The sequence below is a fragment of the Mycobacterium kyogaense genome, assembly GCF_003254575.1.
Taxonomy (GTDB): domain Bacteria; phylum Actinomycetota; class Actinomycetes; order Mycobacteriales; family Mycobacteriaceae; genus Mycobacterium; species Mycobacterium kyogaense.
The window spans coordinates 15,207-36,466 of the sequence record NZ_QJUA01000032.1; the positions used below are offsets into that span (position 1 = coordinate 15,207).

Annotated in this window: 21 protein-coding genes and 2 pseudogenes; 9 read left to right on the forward strand and 14 right to left on the reverse strand. The window is 67.6% G+C overall.

Features of this window, described 5'->3' with window-relative positions; all coding sequences use genetic code 11:
* The first annotated feature begins 3 nt into the window (after positions 1–3).
* Entirely contained in the window at positions 4–1,011 is a 1,008-nt protein-coding gene (locus tag DMB80_RS19840) for a zinc-dependent alcohol dehydrogenase (protein ID WP_240431288.1), read from the forward strand.
* Positions 1,012–1,016: 5 nt separating this feature from the next.
* Here DMB80_RS19840 and DMB80_RS19845 read toward each other — a convergent pair whose 3' ends face one another.
* Genes DMB80_RS19845 through DMB80_RS19860 form a run of 4 tightly spaced genes read right to left on the reverse strand, consistent with a single transcriptional unit; the run spans position 1,017 to position 5,299 of the window.
* The gene (locus tag DMB80_RS19845; protein ID WP_111511432.1) at positions 1,017–1,877 is read right to left on the reverse strand and encodes an oxygenase MpaB family protein; all 861 of its coding nucleotides are present in this window, start codon (positions 1,875–1,877) and stop codon (positions 1,017–1,019) included.
* Between the two features lie 8 nt (positions 1,878–1,885).
* Positions 1,886–3,040, reverse strand: a complete 1,155-nt coding sequence (locus tag DMB80_RS19850; RefSeq protein ID WP_111511474.1) for a serine hydrolase domain-containing protein — start codon at positions 3,038–3,040, stop codon at positions 1,886–1,888.
* Positions 3,041–3,062: 22 nt separating this feature from the next.
* A complete protein-coding gene (locus tag DMB80_RS19855) occupies positions 3,063–4,397 on the reverse strand; it encodes an LLM class flavin-dependent oxidoreductase (protein ID WP_111511433.1) in 1,335 nt (444 codons plus the stop codon).
* Positions 4,394–5,299 (reverse strand): MetQ/NlpA family ABC transporter substrate-binding protein, encoded by a 906-nt coding sequence (locus tag DMB80_RS19860; RefSeq protein WP_111511475.1) that lies wholly within the window; start codon positions 5,297–5,299, stop codon positions 4,394–4,396. The genes DMB80_RS19855 and DMB80_RS19860 overlap by 4 nt, the downstream gene beginning before the upstream one ends.
* A 116-nt stretch (positions 5,300–5,415) precedes the next feature.
* Between DMB80_RS19860 and DMB80_RS19865 the strand changes: the two genes are divergently transcribed.
* From DMB80_RS19865 to DMB80_RS19875, 3 genes are read left to right on the forward strand one after another with little or no spacing between them, the layout of a single operon-like run.
* Positions 5,416–6,411: a methionine ABC transporter ATP-binding protein gene (locus tag DMB80_RS19865; RefSeq protein ID WP_111511434.1), complete on the forward strand. Its 996-nt coding sequence runs from the start codon at positions 5,416–5,418 to the stop codon at positions 6,409–6,411.
* A complete protein-coding gene (locus DMB80_RS19870; RefSeq protein ID WP_111511435.1) occupies positions 6,408–7,121 on the forward strand; it encodes a methionine ABC transporter permease in 714 nt (237 codons plus the stop codon). The genes DMB80_RS19865 and DMB80_RS19870 overlap by 4 nt, the downstream gene beginning before the upstream one ends.
* Positions 7,118–8,020: a MetQ/NlpA family ABC transporter substrate-binding protein gene (locus DMB80_RS19875; protein WP_111511436.1), complete on the forward strand. Its 903-nt coding sequence runs from the start codon at positions 7,118–7,120 to the stop codon at positions 8,018–8,020. Before DMB80_RS19870 ends, DMB80_RS19875 begins: the two co-directional genes overlap by 4 nt.
* A gap of 3 nt (positions 8,021–8,023) precedes the next feature.
* Here the strand turns inward: DMB80_RS19875 and DMB80_RS19880 are convergent, their stop codons facing one another.
* Both DMB80_RS19880 and DMB80_RS19885 read right to left on the reverse strand, forming a co-directional pair.
* Complete coding sequence (locus DMB80_RS19880; protein WP_111511437.1) at positions 8,024–9,079, reverse strand: fatty acid desaturase family protein; 1,056 nt, start codon at positions 9,077–9,079, stop codon at positions 8,024–8,026.
* A gap of 66 nt (positions 9,080–9,145) precedes the next feature.
* Positions 9,146–9,802: a LuxR C-terminal-related transcriptional regulator gene (locus DMB80_RS19885; protein ID WP_111511438.1), complete on the reverse strand. Its 657-nt coding sequence runs from the start codon at positions 9,800–9,802 to the stop codon at positions 9,146–9,148.
* 100 nt (positions 9,803–9,902) lie between these two features.
* Between DMB80_RS19885 and DMB80_RS28195 the strand changes: the two genes are divergently transcribed.
* The 4 genes from DMB80_RS28195 to DMB80_RS19900 all read left to right on the forward strand — a co-directional run bounded on the left by DMB80_RS28195 (position 9,903) and on the right by DMB80_RS19900 (position 11,823).
* The gene (locus tag DMB80_RS28195) at positions 9,903–10,058 is read left to right on the forward strand and encodes a DUF6131 family protein (RefSeq protein ID WP_162938626.1); all 156 of its coding nucleotides are present in this window, start codon (positions 9,903–9,905) and stop codon (positions 10,056–10,058) included.
* A gap of 91 nt (positions 10,059–10,149) precedes the next feature.
* Positions 10,150–10,734 carry a hypothetical protein gene (locus DMB80_RS19890; protein ID WP_111511439.1) on the forward strand — a complete coding sequence of 195 codons (585 nt, stop codon included), beginning with the start codon at positions 10,150–10,152 and terminating at the stop codon, positions 10,732–10,734.
* The gene (locus tag DMB80_RS28675; protein ID WP_240431289.1) at positions 10,731–11,198 is read left to right on the forward strand and encodes a hypothetical protein; all 468 of its coding nucleotides are present in this window, start codon (positions 10,731–10,733) and stop codon (positions 11,196–11,198) included. The genes DMB80_RS19890 and DMB80_RS28675 overlap by 4 nt, the downstream gene beginning before the upstream one ends.
* A gap of 64 nt (positions 11,199–11,262) precedes the next feature.
* On the forward strand, positions 11,263–11,823 hold the full coding sequence (locus tag DMB80_RS19900; protein WP_111511440.1) for a thiaminase II/PqqC family protein: 561 nt from the start codon (positions 11,263–11,265) through the stop codon (positions 11,821–11,823).
* 4 nt (positions 11,824–11,827) lie between these two features.
* On the opposite strand, the gene DMB80_RS19905 is transcribed toward DMB80_RS19900, so the two are convergent.
* The 4 genes and pseudogenes from DMB80_RS19905 to DMB80_RS19920 all read right to left on the reverse strand — a co-directional run.
* Positions 11,828–13,165, reverse strand: coding sequence for an MFS transporter (locus DMB80_RS19905; RefSeq protein ID WP_111511441.1), 1,338 nt, complete (start codon positions 13,163–13,165; stop codon positions 11,828–11,830).
* 120 nt (positions 13,166–13,285) lie between these two features.
* Positions 13,286–14,761, reverse strand: a complete 1,476-nt coding sequence (locus tag DMB80_RS19910) for a serine/threonine-protein kinase (RefSeq protein ID WP_111511442.1) — start codon at positions 14,759–14,761, stop codon at positions 13,286–13,288.
* Positions 14,762–14,839: 78 nt separating this feature from the next.
* Positions 14,840–15,250, reverse strand: a complete 411-nt coding sequence (locus DMB80_RS19915) for a cupin domain-containing protein (RefSeq protein WP_111511443.1) — start codon at positions 15,248–15,250, stop codon at positions 14,840–14,842.
* 7 nt (positions 15,251–15,257) lie between these two features.
* A pseudogene (locus DMB80_RS19920) lies at positions 15,258–15,470 on the reverse strand (sigma factor-like helix-turn-helix DNA-binding protein); the annotation flags it as partial.
* Positions 15,471–15,686: 216 nt separating this feature from the next.
* Here DMB80_RS19920 and DMB80_RS19925 point away from each other — a divergent pair.
* A pseudogene (locus tag DMB80_RS19925) lies at positions 15,687–15,938 on the forward strand (SDR family oxidoreductase); the annotation flags it as partial.
* 33 nt (positions 15,939–15,971) lie between these two features.
* Here DMB80_RS19925 and DMB80_RS19930 read toward each other — a convergent pair.
* From DMB80_RS19930 to DMB80_RS19945, 4 genes are all read right to left on the reverse strand, one after another.
* The gene (locus tag DMB80_RS19930; protein ID WP_111511446.1) at positions 15,972–17,357 is read right to left on the reverse strand and encodes a WS/DGAT/MGAT family O-acyltransferase; all 1,386 of its coding nucleotides are present in this window, start codon (positions 17,355–17,357) and stop codon (positions 15,972–15,974) included.
* 36 nt (positions 17,358–17,393) lie between these two features.
* Complete coding sequence (locus DMB80_RS19935) at positions 17,394–18,083, reverse strand: mycothiol-dependent nitroreductase Rv2466c family protein (protein WP_111511447.1); 690 nt, start codon at positions 18,081–18,083, stop codon at positions 17,394–17,396.
* Complete coding sequence (locus tag DMB80_RS19940) at positions 18,080–18,859, reverse strand: maleylpyruvate isomerase family mycothiol-dependent enzyme (protein WP_205538796.1); 780 nt, start codon at positions 18,857–18,859, stop codon at positions 18,080–18,082. The genes DMB80_RS19935 and DMB80_RS19940 overlap by 4 nt, the downstream gene beginning before the upstream one ends.
* Before the next feature lie 61 nt (positions 18,860–18,920).
* On the reverse strand, positions 18,921–21,257 hold the full coding sequence (locus DMB80_RS19945; RefSeq protein WP_338043886.1) for a CocE/NonD family hydrolase: 2,337 nt from the start codon (positions 21,255–21,257) through the stop codon (positions 18,921–18,923).
* Between the last annotated feature and the right edge of the window lie 3 nt (positions 21,258–21,260).

Sequence of the window (21,260 nt, forward strand, 5' to 3'; positions counted from 1 at the left end):
CTGATGCTCGCCGCGCGCCTGCACGGCGTCGGTGATCTGCGCGTCTACCGCGAACTCGATCCCGACGAACCGCCACCCGGCTGGTCACTGCTCGCCGTCACCTCGGTCGGCATCTGCGGCTCGGACCTGCACTGGTTCACCGACGGCGGCATCGGAGAGAACCGGATCGAGCGTCCCGTCGTACCCGGCCACGAATTCGCCGCCGTCGCGCTCACCGGGCCGCTCGCCGGCCGCCGGGTGGCCGTGGACCCCGCGATCCCGTGCCAGAACTGCGAGATGTGCCGCGCCGGCTTCCACAACCTCTGCCCCACTGTGGAATTCGCCGGGCACGGCACGCTCGACGGCGCTCTGCGGGAACACCTGGTGTGGCCGGATCACCTGCTGCATCCGCTGCCCGACGACCTCAGCGACGACGCCGGCGCACTGCTCGAACCGCTCGGCGTCGCTGTTCACGCCGTCGGAGTCGGCCACGTCCGGCCCGGGATGGACGTCCTCGTCGTCGGGGGCGGGCCGATCGGCGTGCTCACCGCGCAGGTCGTGCGGCGGACCGGGGCCCGGCGAGTGTTCCTCGTCGAACCGCTCGCCCATCGGCGCGCCACCGCGCTGCGGGTCGGCGTCGACGCCGCCTTCACACCCGAGGCGGCGGCCGACGAGATCCTCGACGCGACCGATGGCCGCGGCGTCGACGCGGTGATCGAGATGGCCGGCACCGACGCGGCGATCGCCACCGCCGTGGCCGCCTCCCGGCCGGGAGCCCGAATCGCGCTCGGCGGCATTCCGTCGGAGGATTCGTCGTCGTTCCCGGCAGCCGCCGCCCGGCGCAAAGGTCTGACCTTCGCGATGGTGCGGCGGATGAATGACACCTACCCGCAGGCCATCGAATTGGCCACCAGTGGAATCGATCTCGATGCGATCGTCAGCCAGCGGCGGCCCCTTGCCGAGGCCGCCGAGGCCTTCACCTCAGCGGCGCAGCGCTGCGGCGACAAGGTCGTCGTCACCGTGTCCGGCTGAGCCACTCACCCCGCATTGGCGGACATCGCCCACCGGATGCCGCCGACGAGCACGTGCCCGGCTGAACGCACGACGGTCGCCTCGGCGGGCGGGAAGTACGGCAGCCACAGCGGTCCCCGCGCCCACCGCGGCAACATCGACACCGCCGCGGCGGCGAGCGCGGCATACGGTGCGCGCGCCAGGATCGGCAGCGGCGGGGTCAGCAGCAGGAACCGGGCCGCATCGCGAGCGGCGGCCGTACCGGCCAGCTCCGGTCGGTAGTCGGAGAGCCTTTGCGCCACTTCAGCTTCCGTGCGGGGCGGGTCTATCACCCCCAACTTCGCGGCGACCTCCGCGGTGTCGGCCACGTATCCGTCGCGGCCCGCCTGATCGAGAGGTGCCGACCCGTAGAGCTGATGTGCGCGTAGGAAGCTGTCGACCTCGGCGATGTGCACCCACTCCAGCAGGTGCGGATCCGTCGCCTCGTAGGACCGGCCGTCGGGTGCGACCCCGCGCACCCGACGGTGAATGCCGCGCACCTTGTCGACGGCGCGCTGCGCATCGTCGGCCGGACCGAACGTCGTCACCGCGAGGAACGTGCTCGTCCGCGCCAGCCGGCCCCACGGGTCACCCCGGTAGTCCGAGTGCTCGGCGACACCGGCCATCGCCAGCGGGTGCAGCGACTGCAGCAGCAGCGCCCGCAACCCGCCGACGAACATCGACGCGTCGGCGTGCACCTGCCGGATCGGCCGGTCCTCGGCGAACCAGCGCGGGCCGGGCGTCTCGTGGATGCGGGCGCGATTCTCGGGTCCGTCCGGACCGGCCACCATCCCGAACAGCGCGCTGCCCATCCGCGTACGGACGGCCCCCAGGTCGTACAAAGCCATACCCCAGGCTACGGGGTCTTGGCTGCTCCCAATTCTGCATAGACCGCAGCCTCGAACCCGAGGATGGTCTCGACCATCGCCTCGTCGAAGAACGGCAGCACCTGCGTCGCGATGACCGCGGCGATGCCTGCCGTGCGGTCGATCCAATAGAAGCTGTTGAACAGGCCCGACCAGTCCGCAGAGCCCGCGCTGCGCATGCCCGGCAGGTCGACCTGATAGAGGTGGAACCCGAGCCCCCAGCCCTGCGGAACGTCCAGCAGCGCGACAGTGTTACTGAGCTCCGGCACGGTCGAGATCGACTCCTTCGGCAGCGGCGCCCCGTCGAGGTGATCGCGCAGCGCAAGCTCGACGGTCTCCTCGGCGAGGATGCGTGTGCCGTCGAGTTCACCGCCGTTGAGCCAGGCCCGCACGAACCGCCCGTAGTCGGCGATCGTCCCGTAGGACCCGTGCCCGGCGGCGTCCCACTCCGGCGCGGCGGGCAGGTCGAGGTCGGTCGCGACCAGGCTGCCGTCCGGTGTGCGGAAGCGGATCGGCAGCAGCCGCGCACGCTGCTCGTCGGTCGGGTCGAACGTCGTCTGCGTCATCCCGAGCGGGCCGTACACGTGCTCGGCGAGGTAGTCGCTCAGCGACTGACCGCTGACGGCCTCGATCACCAGTCCGAGCCAGTCGGTGTTGACGCCGTACTCCCAGGCGGTGCCGGGATCGTTGACCAGCGGTGCGCTGAGGCTGCGCTTGACGCCGTCGAGTGCGTTGGGGAAGTTCAGCTCCGTGCAGTAGGTGAAGAGCTTCTCGTTGGTGAAGTGGTAGCCGCAGCCGGCCGTGTGGGTCATCAGCTGCTTGATGGTCGGTTGTGTCTTCGGTGCCCGCAGGATCGGCTCCGTGCCGTCGAAACCGTCGAGCACCTGAAGCTCGCCGAACTCGGGCAGGATCGACGCGACCGTCGCATCCAGGGCCAGCCGCCCCTGCTCGACGAGCTGCAGCGCCCCGGTGGTGGCGACGGCCTTGGTCATCGACGCGTTGCGGAACATCGTGTCCGGCTTCGCATCTCCGGCGGCGTGTTCGTAGAGCACACCGTCGCGGCCCACCACCGTGGCAGCGACGCCGTGCAGCCTGCCGCTTCCCGTGACACCATCCAGAATCTCGTCGATCCGCTCGAATCCCATGGCCGCCATCATGGCACGGCCGCTACACCGCGCGGGCGAGGTTCCGATCCGGTACCCGCGCCAGACCGAGGTGACCCCGCAGCGTGGCGGACGTGTACTCGCGCCGGAACAGGCCCCGGTCCCGCAGGATCGGCACGACGTGATCGACGAACAACTCCAGGCCCGATGGGAACACGTCCGGCATCAGGTTGAAGCCGTCGACCGCGCCCGCGACGAACCACTCCTCGATCGCGTCCGCGATCTGTTCCGGCCCACCGACGACGAGACGGTGCCAGGTGATCACCCGGTCCAGCAGCTCACGCACCGTCAGCGATTCCCGCCGCGCCAGGTTGACCACGATGTCTCGGGCGCCCTGCGATCCCGAATCGGTCACGGCACCATCGAGCAGCCACTGTGGCAGCGGCCGATCCCAATGCAGTTCCGCCGGGTCGACCGACAACTGGCCCGCGAGGTGGGCCAGCCGTCGCTCACCCGCGAGCTCGTTGAGCTCGTCGTTGCGCCGCCGCGCTTCCGCCTCGGTGCTGCCCAGCACGAACGACAACCCCGGCATGATCCGCACGGCATCGCGTGGTCGACCGTATGCGGCTGTCCGCGAACGGATCTCGTCGGCGTTGCGCAGCGCGTCGGGCAGCGACGCCTGCGCGGCGAACACCCCGTCGGCATAGCGGGCCGCCAGGTCAAGCCCGCCCGGTGAGCCGCCAGCCTGGAAGAGCACCGGATGCCCCTGCGGGGACCGGGGCAACGTCAGCGGCCCGTCGACGGAGAAGAACTCACCGCGGTGGTCGATGGTGTGGATGGCGCCGGGCCGGCTGAACGCACCCGTCTTCTTGTCGGCCAGCACGGCGTCGTCGTCCCACGAATCCCACAGTGCACGAACCACATCGATGAACTCGGCGGCTTGACGGTACCGCTGAGCTCTGTCCGGCTGACCGCTCCCCCCGAAGTTGTTCCACGCGTACGGGTCGCTGCTGGTCACCACGTTCCACGCGACCCGGCCGCGACTGAGGTGATCCAGCGATGCGAAGCGGCGCGCCAGGTTGTAGGGCTCCTCGAAGGACGTCGACACCGTGCCGATCAGCCCGAGATGCGTGGTCGCCGATGCCAGCGCCGACAGCAGCACGATCGGGTCCAGCGCCAGCGGCGGCGCCACCAGTGGCTCGTCAGGCTTCTGGAACAGCGACGGGCTGTCCGCCAAGAACAGCGCGTCGAGCGTGCCGCGTTCGGCGATCCGGGCGACCTCGATCCAGTAGGACAGGTCGGTGAACCAGTGCGGGTCCGCGCCGGGGAACTGCCACGCCGCCGGGTGCATCCCGTCGGACAGGACGTTGACGCCCAGATGCAGCTGGCGGCTGGTCACGCCGGGTCACCGGGCAGCGCGAGCTTCTTCACCTCGGGATCGGTGGCGATGAACTGCTGCACCCGCGGATCCTTGAACGCTTTGATCAGGTTCTTCACGTTCTCGGTGTCGACGTAGTCGCTGCCCACCGTGAGCACCGAGGCGAATTCGTCCGGTGACTTCGGCGCGTAGATCAACTTGTCCTCGCTGACCCCCGCGGCAAGGAACGACTCCGCGTAGCCGACGATCGCATCGAGATCGGGCAGCGCGCGCGGTTGCGCCCCGAAGTCCAGCAGCGTGAACTTCAGGTTCTTCGGGTTGGCCACGATGTCCTTGGTGGTCAACGCGGTGATGTCGGCATCAGGACGCACCGTGACGAGCCCGGCCTGGGCCAGGTACCAGATGCCCTGGGCGTTGTTCGCCGGATCGGCCAGCAGCGACACCGTGGCGCCGTCCGGAAGGTCCTGCGGTGTGCGGTATTTGTCCGACCAGATGCCGAACACCCAGTGGAAGAACGGGCCGGTCGCGGCCTGTTCCTTGAAGCTCGGGTTCGCGTCGAGCACCTGCTGCAGCCAATGCCGGTGCTGGAAGATGGTGCCGGCGTAGCGTCCGTCGCTGATCGCCTGGTTGATCTGGGTGCTGTCACCCAGTCCGACCGCGCCGACCTTGACGTCGTAGTCGGGGGCGATGTTCGCGGCGATGTACTCGATGATCGCCTTCTCCGCGGGGTTGGAATTTAGATACACCACGTCGAGCGTCGCGCCCGCCGTCTCGTTCGCCGACGTCGTACCGCCGGAACGCTGGACCACGAAAAGCACTGCAGCGCCGACGATGACGACCGCCACCACCAGGTAGGGCCAGCGGCGCCGCTTCTTTATGGTGAAACCGTGCGGCTGCGCCGCAACCGACTCATCGATGCTCATGCGTCCAGTACTGTGCGGCATGATCGGCACCGTGCCCAGGGTTGCGATCACCGCGATCCACTCACCCTGAGCGCAAAGGTGTCCCGCATCGTCGTGCTTTGACACAGTTCGCCCCCATGATCGAGTTGACCGAGCTGACCAAGGTCTACGGCAGTGGCGAACACCGAACCGTGGTGCTCGACCGCATCACGTTCCGCGTGGACGCCGGGGAGATCCTGGCCGTCGTCGGCCCGAGCGGGGCCGGCAAGAGCACGTTGGCCGAGTGCATCAATCTGCTCACCCTCCCGACGTCGGGCTCGGTCGTCGTCAACGGCGAAGACCTCACCACCCTGTCCGCCCAGAAGCTGCGCGTCGCGCGGCGGCGCATCGGCACCGTGTTCCAGTCCGCGGGTCTGTTCGAACGGCGCACTGCCGCAGAGAATGTCGCTCTACCCCTGGAGTACCTCGGCGTCACCGCGGCCGAATCCAAGAAGCGGGTGGCCGAACTCCTCGACCGGGTCGGCCTGTCGAACAGGGCCAATCACTATCCGTTCCAGCTCTCCGGCGGGCAGAAGCAGCGAGTCGGCATCGCCCGCGCACTGGCGTTACGACCCTCGGTGCTGCTCTCCGACGAGGCGACCGCAGGCCTGGACCCGACCACCACCGCGTCGGTCGTCGAGCTGCTCCGCGAACTGCGTGACGATCTGAACCTGTCGATCGTGTTCATCACCCACGAGATGGACACCGTGCTCAAGATCGCCGACTCGGCGGCCCGCCTCGACCACGGCAGCATCGTCGAATCCGGCCGTCTGGTGGACCTTCTCACCGATCCCGAGTCGACGTTGGGTGCCGCCCTGCGGCCCCAGGGGGTGGCCAGCGACGCTGCCGTCGGTCAACGGGTGCTGCAGGTGGTCTACGACTCCCCGAGCGTGCCGAGCGACTGGATCGCCCGCGCCAGCGCCGACCTCGGCGCGCCCATCGCGGTCCTCGGCGCTTCGGTGCAGCAGGTCCACGGTGTCACCGTCGGCTCGGCCACCCTCGGCATTCCCGTCGAGCTGTCCAGCCGGGCCGCCGACGTGCTCGCCCGATACGGACTGTCCAGCGGTGAAGCGCCGCTGCGGGGTGCGGCGTGACGCAGACCCTGCTGGCCAACGCCAAGGTCCCCGTCAACGAGCTGCCGGCCCTGCTGTTCCCCGCACTCATCGACACGCTGATCATGGTCGGCATCGTGATGACGATCGTCGTCCTGGTCGGAGTGCCGCTCGGGGCGCTGATTCAGAACCTCGCCCCCGGCGGCCTGTTCGAGAACCCCACGCTGCACACGGTGTTGAGTTGGATCATCAGCATCGGCCGCTCGCTGCCCTTCTTGATCCTGATGGCCGCGATCATGCCGTTCACCCGGTTCATCACCGGCACGAACATCGGCATCGCGGCGGCCGTGGTGCCGATGTCACTGGCCGGCATCGCGTTCTTCACCCGCATCGTCGAGAACTCGCTGCGATCGGTCCCACCGTCGGTGGTCAGGGTCGCCCGCGCCTCGGGCGGCTCGCGGCTGCAGATCATCCGCACCGCCCAATTGACCGAGGCCGTCCCGTCGATCCTCGGCGGGCTGACCATCAACATCATCGCGATGATCGAATACTCCGCGATCGCCGGCACCATCGGAGCCGGCGGAATCGGTTACGTCGCAGTCACCTACGGCTACCAGCGATTCGACCAGGGCGTCATGCTGGCCACCATCCTCATCCTCGTTGCGACCGTCGCCGCCGTCCAGCTGATCGGCGACGCCGCAGTGCGCTTCACCACCCCCCACGCTCGTGTGAAAGGAACCGTCACCGCATGACCACCACCGAGAGCCAGGTCGCCAGTCCCGACGACCACGGATTCGACCTCGAGAAACGTCCCCGCTGGATCTGGCTCGCCGTCGGGCTGGTCGTCGTGATCGTCGCCGTGGTCGCGGGCCGGTTCTTCTTCTTCGGAGACACGAAGTCCGCCAATGAGATTCCTGGCGCCACGCTCGTCGTCGCGACCAATGAGGGCAACGCCGCCGAGCAGGCGCTCATCGAGTACATCAGCCGCGAGGTCGCACCCAAGCACGGCATCACCGTGGCGTTCCGCGGCCTGGCCGACAGCAACACCATCAACCGCGCCGTCAGCGACGGCGAAGTGGCCGGCACCGTCTACCAGCACAAGTTGTGGCTGGGCCAGGTGCTCGAAGCCAACCCCGACTTCCAGGAGCAGGCGGCCACGCCGGTGTTCCGCTGGGGGTTCGGTATCTGGTCGGACAAATACACCGACGTCAACCAACTGCCCGACGGTGCCAACGTCTCGCTGTACTCCGATCCCGCCAATGAGGCACAGGGCCTCTGGCTGCTCGAGCGGGCCGGCCTGATCACGCTCAATCCGTCCGTCGACAAGTGGACCGCGACGCAGAAGGACATCGTCGGCAACCCGAAGAACCTCAAGTTCACACTGCTCGACTTCGCCGCGCAGTCCCGCTCACTGCCCGATCTGGACGCCGCGGTGGGCTACACCGAGTACTACCTGGCCGCGAAAGTTCCCGTGCAGCAGCAGATCTTCGCGCCGCCCGCTCCCGACGAGTTCGCCGGCCAGCTCACCATCGGCAGCCGCTGGGCCGACATCGACAACATCAAGAAGCTGGTCGCGACGTTCAAAGACCCTGCAGTGCAGCAGTTCCTCGCCACCGATCCCAGCGTCAAGGGCATCCTGCTGCCGCTGTAGCGGTCACCCGTTCGGCAGTGCCAGGCGGTGGATCACCCGCAGCGTCGACAGGTACTGGTGCGAGAGGGAACCCGTCAGGTAGGGCAGATCGTACTTCTCGCACAGAGGCCGCACCCGGTCGGCGATCTCGGCGAGCCGGTTGCTCGGAAGATCCGGGAACAGGTGGTGCTCGATCTGATAGCAGAGGTTCCCGGAGGCGAAGCCGAGGAACCGGCCGGCCGTGAAGTTGGCGGTAGCGAGCATCTGCCGCAGATACCACTCCGCCCGCGTCTCGGTCTCGAGAACGTCAGCGGTGAACTTCTGCGTACCGTCGGGAAAGTGGCCGCAGAAGATGACGACGTACGCCCAGAGGTTGCGCAGCAGGTTGGCGATCGCGTTGGCGCCCAACGTCCTCTTCCAGCGCCGCACACTCAGCGCCGGCCACAGCACATAGTCTTTGGCGCCCTGGCGGAGGATCTTGCGCACCACCTCCTTGCCCTGCGCGATCCAGTCGGCACGCGACCGCCGCTGATCGAGGCCGTGCAGAGCGACGCCCCACTCGAACGTCGCGGCGAGGAGGACATTCTGCAGCGGCTGGAGTAGATGCTTTCTCTCCCACGGCTGTTCCGGTGTCACCCGCATGGCACCGAAGCCCAGATCGTCGTCTTCGCCCAACACATTGCTGAACACGTGATGCCGGTAGTTGTGTGAGGATCGCCAGTGCGCGGAGACCGCGACCATGTCCCATTCCCATGTGCTGGAATGGATTTCGGGATCGTTCATCCAATCCCACTGGCCGTGGGAGACGTTGTGGCCGATCTCCATGTTCTCGACGCTCTTGGCGAATCCGAGTGCCGCGGTTCCCGCAACCCAGCCGACCTTCGACCGTGTCGCGACGATGAGAAGCCGCGCCGCGACGTCGAGGGCGCGCTGGAACATGATGGTGCGCCGGATGTAGGCAGCGTCGCGGGCGCCGAGCGACTCTTCGATGTCAGCCCGGATCGCGTCGAGTTCCTCGCCGAGACTGGAGATGTCCTGCGGCGAGAGGTGGGTGTACGCGGCGATGTCGGTGATGGCGATGAGGCGTCCTCGATTGTTCCGGGCCGTAGCGCACCGGCGTGTGCCCCCACCCTACCTGCGAATGCGCTACGGACCGCCCCGCCAGTGCTCGATGCGGTGGTGATCCGGCAGGAAGCCGTGCCGGGTCCCCCACAGCACCGCCTGCGTGCGACTCTGCACGTCGAGCTTGCGGTACAGCGACCTGATGTAGGACTTGACCGTGTTCGGACTCAGGTAGGTCAATCGCGCGACGTCGGCGTTGCTCTTGCCTTGCGTGATGAGAGCCAGGATCTCGGCCTCCCGGTCACTGAGGCCCTCACCGCGGCCGGGCCAATCGTTGCCCGGGGCGGGGCGGGTCCGCGGGGGCGTCTCGCTGATCACGGTCTCCCCGCGGTGCACCGCCTCCAGCGCGGCAACCAGCTCGCGGGCCGGCAGTGTCTTCGACAGGTAGCCGTGCGCCCCGCGCTCGCGCGCGCTGGCGACCAGATCGGGGTGAAAGTTCCACGTGTACACCACAACTCGTCGAGCACACGGGTTCGCGACCAACACCCCGATCTCCTCGTGATCGGATTCGGGCTGAGCGAAACTGTCGTACAGCGCGATGTCGACGGTGTCCTTGAGCGGGGTGCTGGCGTCGAGTTCGGCGATCACGATGCGATCGCGGTACGGCTCGAGCATGTTGGCCACGCCTTGGACGACGACGTCGTAGTCGTCGATGAGCGCGACGGTGATCGGCTCGGCCACGGCGCCGACATTACCCCCTTAGGGGTGTACCGCCACACCCTTGAGGGTGGTCGACTGAACATGGTCTGAACGGCCGAAACTCCCTACGGAAGGTTCGATCATGATCATTCTCGGCATCATCGCCGTCATCGCAGGGCTCCTGCTGAAGATCTCGATTCTCACCACGATCGGGGTCATCCTCCTCGTCGTCGGGGTCGTCCTCGCAGTCCTCGGCTCGGCCGGTCGCGCGGTCGGCGGCCGCCGGCACTACTTCTGACCGCTGACCTGGGCATCAGTGGCGCCGATCACAAACTGACGTTTGCGTAGACGACACCACGGATACCCGACGTGCACGAAAGGAGTTCGAAATGCCTACCTGGCAATGGATTTTGATCGCCGCAGCAATCATCGTGGTGATCGTGCTCGTGGTGCTGGCAGTGCGTTCCGGTGGCGGACGCAAACGCAGTGAAGAGCTCAAGCAACACTTCGGCCCGGAGTACGACCGGACCGTCGAACGCACCGGCGACCCCAAGGCGGCCGAGAAGGAACTGGCCGCCCGGGCCCGCAAGCGCGACAAGCTCGACATCGTCGCGCTCTCCCCTGTGGCTCGCAACGATTTCGAAGTGCGCTGGGCACAGGTGCAAACCGATTTCGTCGACGACCCCGCTCGGGCCGTCGGCACCGCGGACGTGCTCGTCACCGAGGTGATGCGCCAGCGCGGCTACCCCGTCGACGACTTCGAACGCCGCGCAGCGGACATCTCCGTCGACCATCCCCACATCGTCGAGAACTACCGCGCGGCACACAGCGTGCACACGGCGCAGCAGGGCGGCGAGGTCAACACCGAACGCCAGCGGGAGGCCTTCGTGCACTACCGCGCGCTGTTCGAACGACTTCTCGACACCACCGACAACGGACCCTCGAAAGACACCTCGAAGGAGGCACGCGCATGACCACCCATGACCAGCACACCGACGTCTACGACAAGAACCCCGACCACATCCCGGCGGATCAGGTCGCCCCGATGCAGAACGACGTCAGCGCACCGCAGGCCGGTGGGCCGCCGACCGCGCCGATGGACCCCCAGGTCGCCGGCGTCGAACAGCACCACGGCGAGCAGCACCGGGACGCACACCAAACCGACCCGGAGCCAGGTCTTTTCGCGCATGACGAACTCGCCGGCTTGCGTGCCCGCTGGGATGCGGTGCAGGCCAGCTTCGTCGACGACCCCAAAGACTGCGTGCAGAAGGCCGACAGCCTGGTCTCCGATCTGGTTCACCAGCTGACCACCGGATTCGGTCAGGCGCGGTCGCGGCTCGAAGAGCAGTGGAGCCGCGGCGAGCAGGCGTCGACCGAGGACCTGCGGGTCGCGCTGAAGCAGTACCGAAGCTTCTTCGAGAGGTTGCTCTCGGTCTGACGTGCGAGCACCGAGGGCGGCGGGACGGGTGCCCGCCGCCTTCGGCGTGACTAGTGTTGCCCGAATGCATGATTCGCTCTGGACCGCAGCCACCCAACATCCGTTCCTCGATGCCGTTCGGGAGGGCAGCATCGGTGGCGACGCATTCGACCGGTGGCTGGTCCAGGACGTCCTGTTCGTCACCGACCTGCTGACCTTCCAGGCCCGGCTACTCGCACGATCGCCACGGCGGGCGCAGAACGTGCTCGCCGGTGGATGCGTGGCGCTGGTCGCCGAGCTCGACTGGTTCGACGTCAAGGCCGCCGAGCGTGGACTCGACGTCGCCTCAAACGCGCTGCCGGCCACCCTGTTCTACCGAGAGCTGCTCAGCCGTCTGGACTCCGCGCCCGCTGACGCAGCCCTGACCGCGCTGTGGGTGATCGAAAAGGTGTACCTGCTCGCGTGGTCGCACGCGACGTCGGACGGTTCCCCGTTCGCGGAGTTCGTCGAGCACTGGACGGTTCCCGAGTTCGCCGCGTACGTCGAGGGACTCGAGCAGGTCGCCGACCCCGACAGCTACGCAGACCTGGTCCGGGAGGTCCTCGAGCACGAGATCGCGTTCTGGGACATGGCGCTCGAGCGTTAGCGCATCATGCGCGGAACGCCGAGCCCCGCTCCCTGTCGAGGTAGGTCTCGGCCTTGTTGCGCAGGAAGAACACGTAGACGACCAGCGAGATCGCGATGCACACGGTGACGTAGCCGATGAACAGGGGCACCTGGTCGCGTTCCTTGAGCGCCTGGTAGATCAGCGGCGCCGTCCCGCCGAACATCGAGTTGGCCAACGCATAGCCGACGCCCACGCCGAGCGCCCGGATATGAGCGGGGAACAGTTCGGACTTCACCAGGGCGTTGATCGAGGTGTATCCGGTCAAGATGATGTATCCCGCCGCCACCAGAGCGAAAGACGTCAGCGGAGAACGTGTCTCGGGCAGGAACGTGATCAGCACGTAGGTGTAGAACACGCCGCCGATCCCGAAGAACACGAGCATCGGCTTGCGCCCGATCCGATCGCTGATGATCCCGCCGATCGGTTGCAGCAGCATCAAGAACACCAGCCCAGCCAGATTGATCCACGTCGCTGTCATGCCCTCGCCCTTGTAGGCGGTCTTGACGATCGCGGGCGCGTTGACACTGTAGGTGTAGAACGCCACGGTGCCGCCGAGGGTGATCAGGAAGCACAGCAGCAGCGGCCGCCAGTACTGCGTGAACAGTGCGCGCATCGAGCCGGCGCCGGGGTCCTCACCGGCCTTGGCCGCCTCGATCACATCCTCGGACAGCGACTCGTCCATCGTGCGCCGCAACCAGAACACCACGATCGCCGCCACACCGCCGACGGCAAAGGCGATGCGCCAACCGAATTCGCGCAACTGATCGTCATCGAGGACGGTCTGCAGGATGAGGAGGGTGAACTGCGCGAGCACATGGCCACCGACGAGCGTCACGTACTGGAACGACGAGAAGAAGCCGCGCCGCTCCCGAGTCGCCGCCTCCGACATGTAGGTCGCCGAGGTGCCGTACTCGCCGCCCGTCGCAAATCCCTGCACCAGACGCGCGACGATGAGGACGATGGGCGCTGCCATCCCGATGACGGCCTGCGACGGCACCACCGCGATCACCAACGAGCACAGCGCCATCAGCGACACGCTGACCGTCAGCGCCGCCCGTCGTCCCCGCCTGTCGGCGAAGCGCCCGAAGAACCATGACCCCACCGGTCGCATGACGAACGTGATCGCGAAGATCGCGTACACGTAGACGGTCGAGTTCTTCTCGGACTCGTCGAAGAACTGGCCCTCGAAATAGGTTGCGAAGACGGTGTAGACGTAGACGTCGTACCACTCGACGAGGTTGCCCGACGACCCTCGGATGGTGTTCCAGATCGCCCGCCGGGTCTCGGCGGCGCTCGACCGCGGCACTGTCGTGGTGGTCATCGGCGACCCTCCCCTGTTCGCGTAGCCGTACTGTACGAGCGCGCGGCCGAGCGTGTGGCTTGTGTACGCAAATTCGGTCGATTGCGTGCAGAACCCCCACGTTCGATACAAGCCCCTGCGTCAGCCCGAACCGTACTCCACAGCGGGCTCGCGATCGACGCCGCGGCTACTGGACAGCGTCAACCCGTCCGGTTGCACGGCGTACTGGATACCGTCGGCGGAGTTGGTGACGGTGAACCCGGCGCCGGAGCGCTGCGCGTTCTGTAGTTCGAGGTTCGCGCCGTCGCGCAGCCGTTCGCCGCGGTAGTAGTAGCCATCGCCCGACGCGCAGATCACGGCCAGCGACTGAGCTGTGCGGATCGCGGCAGCCGCCGAGTCACCGCTGTCGCAGCGCGCCGAATGTCCCACGAAGCCTTGGGAATCCGTGCCGGACACCCCGCTGAGCGGCCGGCTGCTCGACGTGGTCTCAGAAGACGTGGTCTCCGCTGACGTCGACTCCTCCGACGTAGACGAGGACGGTGCCGAGAGGCGCGTCGTCGGCGCCGTCCCGGTCCCGCCGCCGCTGAACACCAGCACCAGCGCCAGGACCACCGCGGCCGTCAGCAACACGACGGTCGTGACCATCAACGCGATCTGCCCCTGACTGAAGCGTCGCGCCGCGCGCTGCGGTGCAGGCGGCACCGGCGCGTACGGCGGCGGGGTCGGATAGGCCGCCGAGAACTGCCGCGTCGACGGCGGCGCCACCGGTGCGACCGGTGCCGCACTCGGCGCGCGCTCGGCCGCCGCCCCGGCCGCCCGCGCGAGATCCCCGGCCGAGGTGAAGCGGTCCCCCGGCGCCTTCGCCATCCCGCGCGTCACCACGTCGTCGAACGCGCGGCTGACCCCCCGCCGCATGATGCTGGGCCGCGGCGGCGCCGTGAACATGTGCGCACTCATCACCTGCCGCACATCGGCCGCCTCGAACGGTGCGACACCTGTCAACGTCTCGTACAGCAGACACGCCAGCGAGTACACGTCCGAGGCCGGCCCGCCGCGCTCCCCGCTGAATCGCTCCGGCGCCATGTAGGCGCATGAGCCGACGACCAGGCCCGTCGACGTGATGGTCGCCTCACCGCCGCCGTGGGCGATGCCGAAGTCCACCAGATAGGCGAAGTCGTCCGGTGTCAGGAGCACGTTCTCCGGTTTGATGTCGCGATGCACCAACCCGTTGGCGTGCGCGGCGTCCAGGGCCGCGGCCACCTGACGGATGATCGCCACTGCGCGCCGTGGTTGCAGAGGTCCGTGGGTGCGCAGGACCTCTTTGACACTCGCGCCCTCGACGAGGCGCATGTCGATGAACAGCACACCGTCGATCTCGCCGAAATCGTGCACGGGGATGACGTGCGGTTCCTGCAGCCGCGCCGCCACCCGGGACTCGCGGCGGAATCTTTCCTGAAAACTCGGGTCGGCCGCCATCTCGGGACGCAGCAGCTTGATCGCCACCATGCGCTCGCGCGCCGTGTCATAGGCGCGGTACACCTCGCCCATACCCCCGACGCCGATCACCGAGCGCAGCTCATAGGGTCCGAACCGCGTCCCCACGCGTGGGGTGCTCACTGTTTGCTTCCTTTCCTCGCGGCTGTTCGTGTGACCCCTCCACCGAGAAGAAAACCTACCGGGTGAGCTCCGGATCGGTCAGTGAGCGCCGATGCGCAGGTGTCTGCGCGACCGCAATTCGTCCTCGTCGACCAGCACGAGCATCGGCGTGTCGGGGCTGCACAGCATCGTGACCAGGAAACGCAGCCGCGCGTCGCTGCGTTGGTTGGCATCTGAATAGTGAATGACGTCACCCCCAGGTTCCCAGAACGCCTCGCCCGCACGCACCACTCGAGGCGCCTGACCCTCGAGCTCGAAGACCATCTCGCCCTCGAGCACGTAACCGAAGGCCGGACCGCCGGGGTGTCGATGCGGCGGGGCCCCGGCGCTGCCCGCCGGATAGTCGACGAGGACGGTCATCGCGTGCATGCCGTCCCGGATGAGCGGGGGCGTGACCTCCTGCAGCACCGTCAACGCATCTTCCCAGCCGTCGTCGTACCGGTCGCTCATCGTCGGTCTAGGCACTGATGCGCTCGGCGTCGACGGCGTCGTCCGCGGTCGGGCGGGACAGCGCGAGACGCAGGCGGCGACGGGCCCGATGGATGCGCGACATGACGGTGCCCAGCGGGATGTCGAGGATCTCGGCGGTCTCGGCGTAGGTGTAGCCCTCGATATCGGTGTAGTAGAGGACACGGCAGAAACCCTCGGGCAGTGTCGCGAGCGCCGCGCGCCAAGACCTCCAGGTGTGGCCCGACCTCCTGGGCGAACCGTGCGGCACGGGTATCGGGGGTCAGCGTCGGATCTGTCGCGGCGGTGAAGGTCATGCATGCACTCCTCGGAGGTCCATCGCCCCTTGTCGGGGCCTGATCCCAGCCTCGTGGGAAGACCCTCGTTCCGAGCCCCAGAGAACCCGTGGTCTTCGCCAGGAAGTGCGTGGTCGCACCCGGGTCTGTACTTCCTGACGGCCGGCGTGGCCGACGGCATGGTGAGGCGGGGACGCGGCAGCATCGTCAACATCTCCTCGATGGTCGCCACCAAAGGCGTGCCGACCGCGTCGACCTACAGCCGCGCGCTGCCCCTGGGCCGCACCGGTCGGCCCGAGGAGATCGCCCAGGCCGTGCTCTTTCTCGCCTCCGACCGGGCCAGCTTCATCACCGGCGCCATCCTGCGCGTCGACGGCGGTGGATCGGCAGCATGAAAAGCGTTGCCGTACTGCGTGAGTGAGGCAGCGTCAGCAGCCCTGCAGCAGCTCTCCCAGTGCGACGTCGAAACGATCAGCCAGATCCCACAGGTCGTCGACCAGCTGCGGACACGAGATGATGCCCACGTTGAGCCTGTCGGCCACAGACATCACCGTGATGTTCAGCCCGACCGTGTGGAAGATGGGCCCGAGCGGATACAGAGCCTCCACCTCGGCGCCGCAGCTGTACAGCGTCGCAGGCGGACCTGCCACGTTGGAGATGACCACGTTGGCGGGGGCCGCCGAGGGGACGGGTGCCCGCGACATCACACCCAGGAGCACGTTGTACATGTTGCGCGAGATCATCTGCGCGAGGTCGACGAGAAGCGTGGGGCCCAGTGAACCGCTGTGCTCTTTGGCTCGCAGGGTCGACTCGGAGATGGCCTGCAGCCGCTCGTGGGGGTCGGCGACATCGGTGTGCAGATTACAGAACATCCCCGACAGTTGATTTCGGCCCGGCCGATTCGTCTGCCCGTGTACCGACGCAGGTACGAAGGCGATCATAGGTCTGGTCGGCATCTCGTCGCGGGCCGCGAGGAATTCGCGCATCGCCCCGCCGCACAGCGCCATCACGACGTCGTTGACCTTGACGCCGTAGTGGTTCTTGACCTTCTTCACGTCGTTGAGGTCGAGCTGTACCAGGGCGATGGACCGTTCCGACGTCACCTCAGCGTTGAACCGCGTCCTCGGTGCGACGAACGGTGCGGCCATCGCCGTACCCGACACTGCGCGGGTCACCGTCTTGCCCACCATCGCCGCCGTCACCGGCACCACTCGTGCGAGCTGCAGCGGCCTCGTCGCGAAGCGCACCAGACCGTCGGCGGCGATCGCCCACGGCGTCGCGTCACCCGGTCCGTCCACGGGTGGCGGTGGCGGCGCATCCGGTTCCAGGTCGCACAGGGTCTCGAGCAGATTGGCGGCCGACACTCCATCGACGGCTGCATGGTGGATCTTGATCATCAGCGCGAGCGGGCCGCCGGCGTCCAGCCGTGCCCCGTCAACGCCCTCGATGACCCACATCTCCCACAGCGGCTTGCTCCGATCCAGCGGCACCGACGCGATGTGCCCGCACACCGCGGCCAATTCCTCGCGGCCACCCGGCGACGGCAGCGCGATCCTGTTGAGGTGGCGGTCGAGATCGAAAGCCCTGTCCTGCACCCACACCGGGTGGTCCACGTTGAACTGGCTGTCGCCGAGCTTGGACCTCAGTTCCGGTAGGGCACGGACCCGATCGGCGATGTCGCCCCGAAACCGTTCATAGGAGAAGCCGCCGGGCACCGTCGATGTGTCGACCGTGACGACCGAACAGACGTGCATCGGAATCGCGGCCGACTCGCTGTACAGAAGACCCGCATCAAGCCCACCCAGCCGTTCCACCCGGCAGACGTACCCGTTTCGAGGGCGCGGCCAAACTCAGTCGAAGGTGACGACCTCGCCCCGGTTGATCGACACCCAGTCGCGGGCCTGCAGGTACGGCCGGAACGTCTGCGTGATGGCCTCCTGATCGGCGGCCGTCTTGGGGCGCTGAAGTTCGTAGAGATGCGGGAACTCCGTCCACGCGACGACCGCCTGCCACAGCCGCAGCGCTGCCTCGCCCGTCGGGGGGTCGATCAGCACCGGACCGAACAGGCACTGCCCGTCGGCGAAGAACAGCGTCGGCACCCCGTAACCGCCGGCGTCGACGACGCGGCGATGATCGGCCAGCACCTCGTCATCGGTGGTCGGATCGGCGATGGCGTCGTCCACCAATCCCGGGTCGAGGCCGAGTTCGGCGAGCAGGTGACGGGCGACGGCGGGATCGTGAGGCTTGTGCCCCTCGACGTGCAGGGCGCGCCCCGCTCGCTCGTACCAGGCGTCCACGGCGGCCATCGACTGCCGGCGCAGCAAGGCCCCGATCCGCATCATCGACCAGCCGTAGGACCACTCCCGCTCCCACGGGTGTTTCTTGCCTTCCTGGCGGTTGATCTCCTCGAGACTGAAGAAGCGCCAGTTGACGGTGATGCCGGTGAGGTCGCCGACCTCACGTATCCACCGCGACGTCTGATACGCGAAAGGGCACATCACGTCGAAGTGGAAGTCCACCGACTCAACAGGATTCGTCACATCGTGAACCTCAGGTTGCGGGCGGCTCGGTCCCCGAGTTCGCCATCACCGGTCCAGCGGATGCGGCCGGCGTCGATCTGGGCCTGCGGATCGATGCGGCCGGACGCCAGCTGAATGAACGTGGTGGAGTCGGTGGTGACGACGACGTCGGGGGCGTCGAGGTGGTCGACCGCCTTGGCTTTGCCGTCGACGCGCACATGCAGTTTCCGGGTGACCGGGCCGGTGAGGTCGAACGTGATGCTCGTGCCGTCGGGCAGACCGACCTTCTTGCCGACGATGTGACCGATGGAGTTGTCGACCTGATCCAGGGACAACTCCGCGGCGATACCGCCGTCATCCGTGGGCCGGCCGAGCGCGGTGGTGATGTCGCGTTCGTGCACCCAGATGTCGAACACGCGGATCGCGAGGAACCGACCGAGCGTGCCGGGGCCGACGGGCATCCACGACGGTCGGTCGTAGTCCTCGGGTGACAACGACGCGAGGTCGCTGCGCCGCTGCTCGAAGACGGTGTGCATCTTGTCGGGATACGGCGCCGGGTCGGCGACGAACTCGGCGGCGCGCCCGAAGGGCGGCAGCTCCTCGACGCTCTCCGGCAGCCAGCCTGCCAACACGGCCTCTATCCCCACGACGTGGTCGAACACGCCGCGCACCGTCCAGTCCGGGCACAGCGACTGGGCCTGCCAATCGGCATCGCTCAGGTCGGCAGCGAGCTTCTCCATCGCGGTGTAACACTGCTCGAGCGCGGTGCGGACGTCGTCGGGGGTGCGTGAGGGCATCCCTCTTCTCTAGCCGTGCGGACGCTCGGAGGGAAGGCTTTTCGACAACCTGGTCGTCGGATCAGGCCGGGATCGCTTCCGGCTGCGAATCGGTCGCCAGCGTCGGCAGCTCGATCGTCATACCCTCGACGGTGATCCGGCCCCACGAGTAGAAGTTCAGGAACTTGATGGTCGAGGTGACCAGCTGCACCGTCACCGATTCACCCGGCTCCAGCGTGTGGGCCACCTGCTCGAGGGAGAACGTGACCTCGTGCGTCGCGCCGTCCAGCGTCACCGGGATCGCCGTCGCCTGCGTGCCCAGGACGAGTCCGGTCTTGTCGTCGACGATCTGCGCGTAGACGTGCTTGGCGTTGCCCTTCCCGGAGTAGGTGAGCGTCAGTTCCGGCGCGCCGACGATGTGTGTGAGCTCCTGCGCCGGAGGCACTTTGAGGTTGACCGCGTTCAGCGCGGGGCCGGCCGAGGCGATGCCGAGCAGTGTCTGCAGCGGCCCATGGAAGAGGATGCGGGGGTCGGGTCCGGAACCACCGAGGAACGGGACGAACGGGATGGTCTTCGGCGTGTCCTCGGTCGCGATGATCGGTGTGCCGTTGTCCACCGGGTACTTCTCGGAGCTGTACCAGACCCCGTTCTGGTCCGTCCATTCGAATTCCGGTCCGGTGGAGACGGTGCCATCGCCCATGACGTAGTGGTTCAGCCAGTCCATCGTCCGGTCGAGGATCACCTCGCCTCGCTTGGGCTGGCTCAGGCAGGCGCCATGACCGCCGCAGTACCAGATCACCTTCGTGGTGGTGCCCGCTGCGAGGAGATCTTTGGCGTTGGCATCGGCCTGGCTGAGCGGGAACAGCGTGTCCACGGTCCCCTGGATCAGCAGGGTCGGCGCCGTGATGTCCTTGATCTGGTCGGCGAAACCGAAGCTCTCGACGAGATCCAGGTCGGACTGTTTCACCTTGCCGAACAACACGCCCATGACAGCGACGGGCAGGATCCGCGGGTGTTCGCGGGCGAGCGTCAGCACCAGGACCGCAGGCAACAGGGTGCCCCAGGCGCTGTTGACCGCGCCGCGGGGGAAGAGGACGTCGACGAGGTCGTTCCACGCGATCGTGGGCACGATCGCGTCGATGCGGTGATCGATTGCGGCCGCTGACAATTGGATGCCGCCGCCGTAGGACGCGCCGACCATCCCGAGGCGGGGATCATTGGTCGTGTCCAGTTTCACGTACGGCAGCGTCGACAGGAAGCTGATGATGTGGGAGACGTCGCGGCCCTCGAGGTCCGGCGAATCCAGATGCATGATGCCGCCGGAGCGCCACTCGCCGCGCGGATCCCACGTCACGACGTTGAAGCCGGCTTCGCGCAACCGTCCGATGCCGATCACGTCGAACGGCAGCAGGCTGTCGTTCTGCAGAGCCAGCGACGTCGAGCCCGGCAGTCCGAGACCAGGGCCGTCGAGGACCGTGGGGGCCTGGCCGTACTCGTCGAACTTCAGCGACGGCATCACGTTGACGAAGATCCTGGTGCCGTCGAACGACGTGACCCAGTAGCTCTTCGGCTGTGGTGTCCCGGGCGGGTCGAAACGATTGAGGGGAAATCCGATGATGGGCTGTAGCGCATCTCCGACGAGCGGAAGGGCATGCAGGGTGCGGACAATCGGCGTGAAGACGAACGTGCCGAGCACGGGGATGCGCTGCAGCCAGAACAGCGGTGGATGCACCTCCTTCACCGTCACGCCTTCCGGGATCGGGTAGGAGTCCGCGACCTGACTGGTCGTCAGCTCGCTGCCCGCGGTCGCCGGCGCATCGCTGGTGGCCTCGCGCCCCGCGGCCACCACCGACATCACCAACGACGCCAGGGCCGGCAGCGCCGGATCGCCGCCCGTGTCGGCAGCGGCATGCTTGGCGGCGATGCGGTCGAGCAGCGGGGTCACCACACGAGCAGGCTCCGGGTCCTGCTCGGTCACCTCTAAATCCTCGTGCGCGAGCACCGGCGTCTTCACCCAGAAGGGTTTGCGCACCGCTGCGGGCACCTCGGCCGGGGCCGATTCGGCGGCTGTGTCGGCCACTACCGGAGTGGCCACCGTCTCGGCGGTGTCGTGCGCCTCGTCGGCCTCGGCGGCCGGTTCAGTGCCGGGTGTGACGGCCGAGAGTTTGTTCCGTGTGCGGACGGGCCTGGTGTCCGCATCCGGCTTCTCATCGTCTGTGTTCTGCGCCGTCCCCTCCGCGGAGGGCTTGTTCCGCAGCGCCCGCCGTTCCTTGAGCGTCTTCCGCAGCGTCTCCGGGGTCTTGCCGGTCTGCGACGTCTGAGACGTCGGGGCACTGACCGTCTGCGACGAATCCGCCCCCTCGTCGGCCACTGCGACGCCGGCACCGGCGAGAACCGCCGCTCCGATACCGAGTGCCACTGC

What these genes read in the sequence shown, in the direction of transcription:
- DMB80_RS19865 (WP_111511434.1), top strand. Translation starts at nt 5,416, where the DNA reads ATGATCGAGTTGACCGAGCTGACCAAGGTCTACGGCAGTGGCGAACAC.
- DMB80_RS19905 (WP_111511441.1), bottom strand. Translation starts at nt 13,165, where the DNA reads ATGACCACCACGACAGTGCCGCGGTCGAGCGCCGCCGAGACCCGGCGG.
- DMB80_RS19860 (WP_111511475.1), bottom strand. Translation starts at nt 5,299, where the DNA reads ATGAGCATCGATGAGTCGGTTGCGGCGCAGCCGCACGGTTTCACCATA.
- DMB80_RS19840 (WP_240431288.1), top strand. Translation starts at nt 4, where the DNA reads ATGCTCGCCGCGCGCCTGCACGGCGTCGGTGATCTGCGCGTCTACCGC.
- DMB80_RS19845 (WP_111511432.1), bottom strand. Translation starts at nt 1,877, where the DNA reads ATGGCTTTGTACGACCTGGGGGCCGTCCGTACGCGGATGGGCAGCGCG.
- DMB80_RS19875 (WP_111511436.1), top strand. Translation starts at nt 7,118, where the DNA reads ATGACCACCACCGAGAGCCAGGTCGCCAGTCCCGACGACCACGGATTC.
- DMB80_RS19900 (WP_111511440.1), top strand. Translation starts at nt 11,263, where the DNA reads ATGCATGATTCGCTCTGGACCGCAGCCACCCAACATCCGTTCCTCGAT.
- DMB80_RS19915 (WP_111511443.1), bottom strand. Translation starts at nt 15,250, where the DNA reads ATGAGCGACCGGTACGACGACGGCTGGGAAGATGCGTTGACGGTGCTG.
- DMB80_RS19940 (WP_205538796.1), bottom strand. Translation starts at nt 18,859, where the DNA reads ATGCCCTCACGCACCCCCGACGACGTCCGCACCGCGCTCGAGCAGTGT.
- DMB80_RS28195 (WP_162938626.1), top strand. Translation starts at nt 9,903, where the DNA reads ATGATCATTCTCGGCATCATCGCCGTCATCGCAGGGCTCCTGCTGAAG.
- DMB80_RS19850 (WP_111511474.1), bottom strand. Translation starts at nt 3,040, where the DNA reads ATGGGATTCGAGCGGATCGACGAGATTCTGGATGGTGTCACGGGAAGC.
- DMB80_RS28675 (WP_240431289.1), top strand. Translation starts at nt 10,731, where the DNA reads ATGACCACCCATGACCAGCACACCGACGTCTACGACAAGAACCCCGAC.
- DMB80_RS19890 (WP_111511439.1), top strand. Translation starts at nt 10,150, where the DNA reads ATGCCTACCTGGCAATGGATTTTGATCGCCGCAGCAATCATCGTGGTG.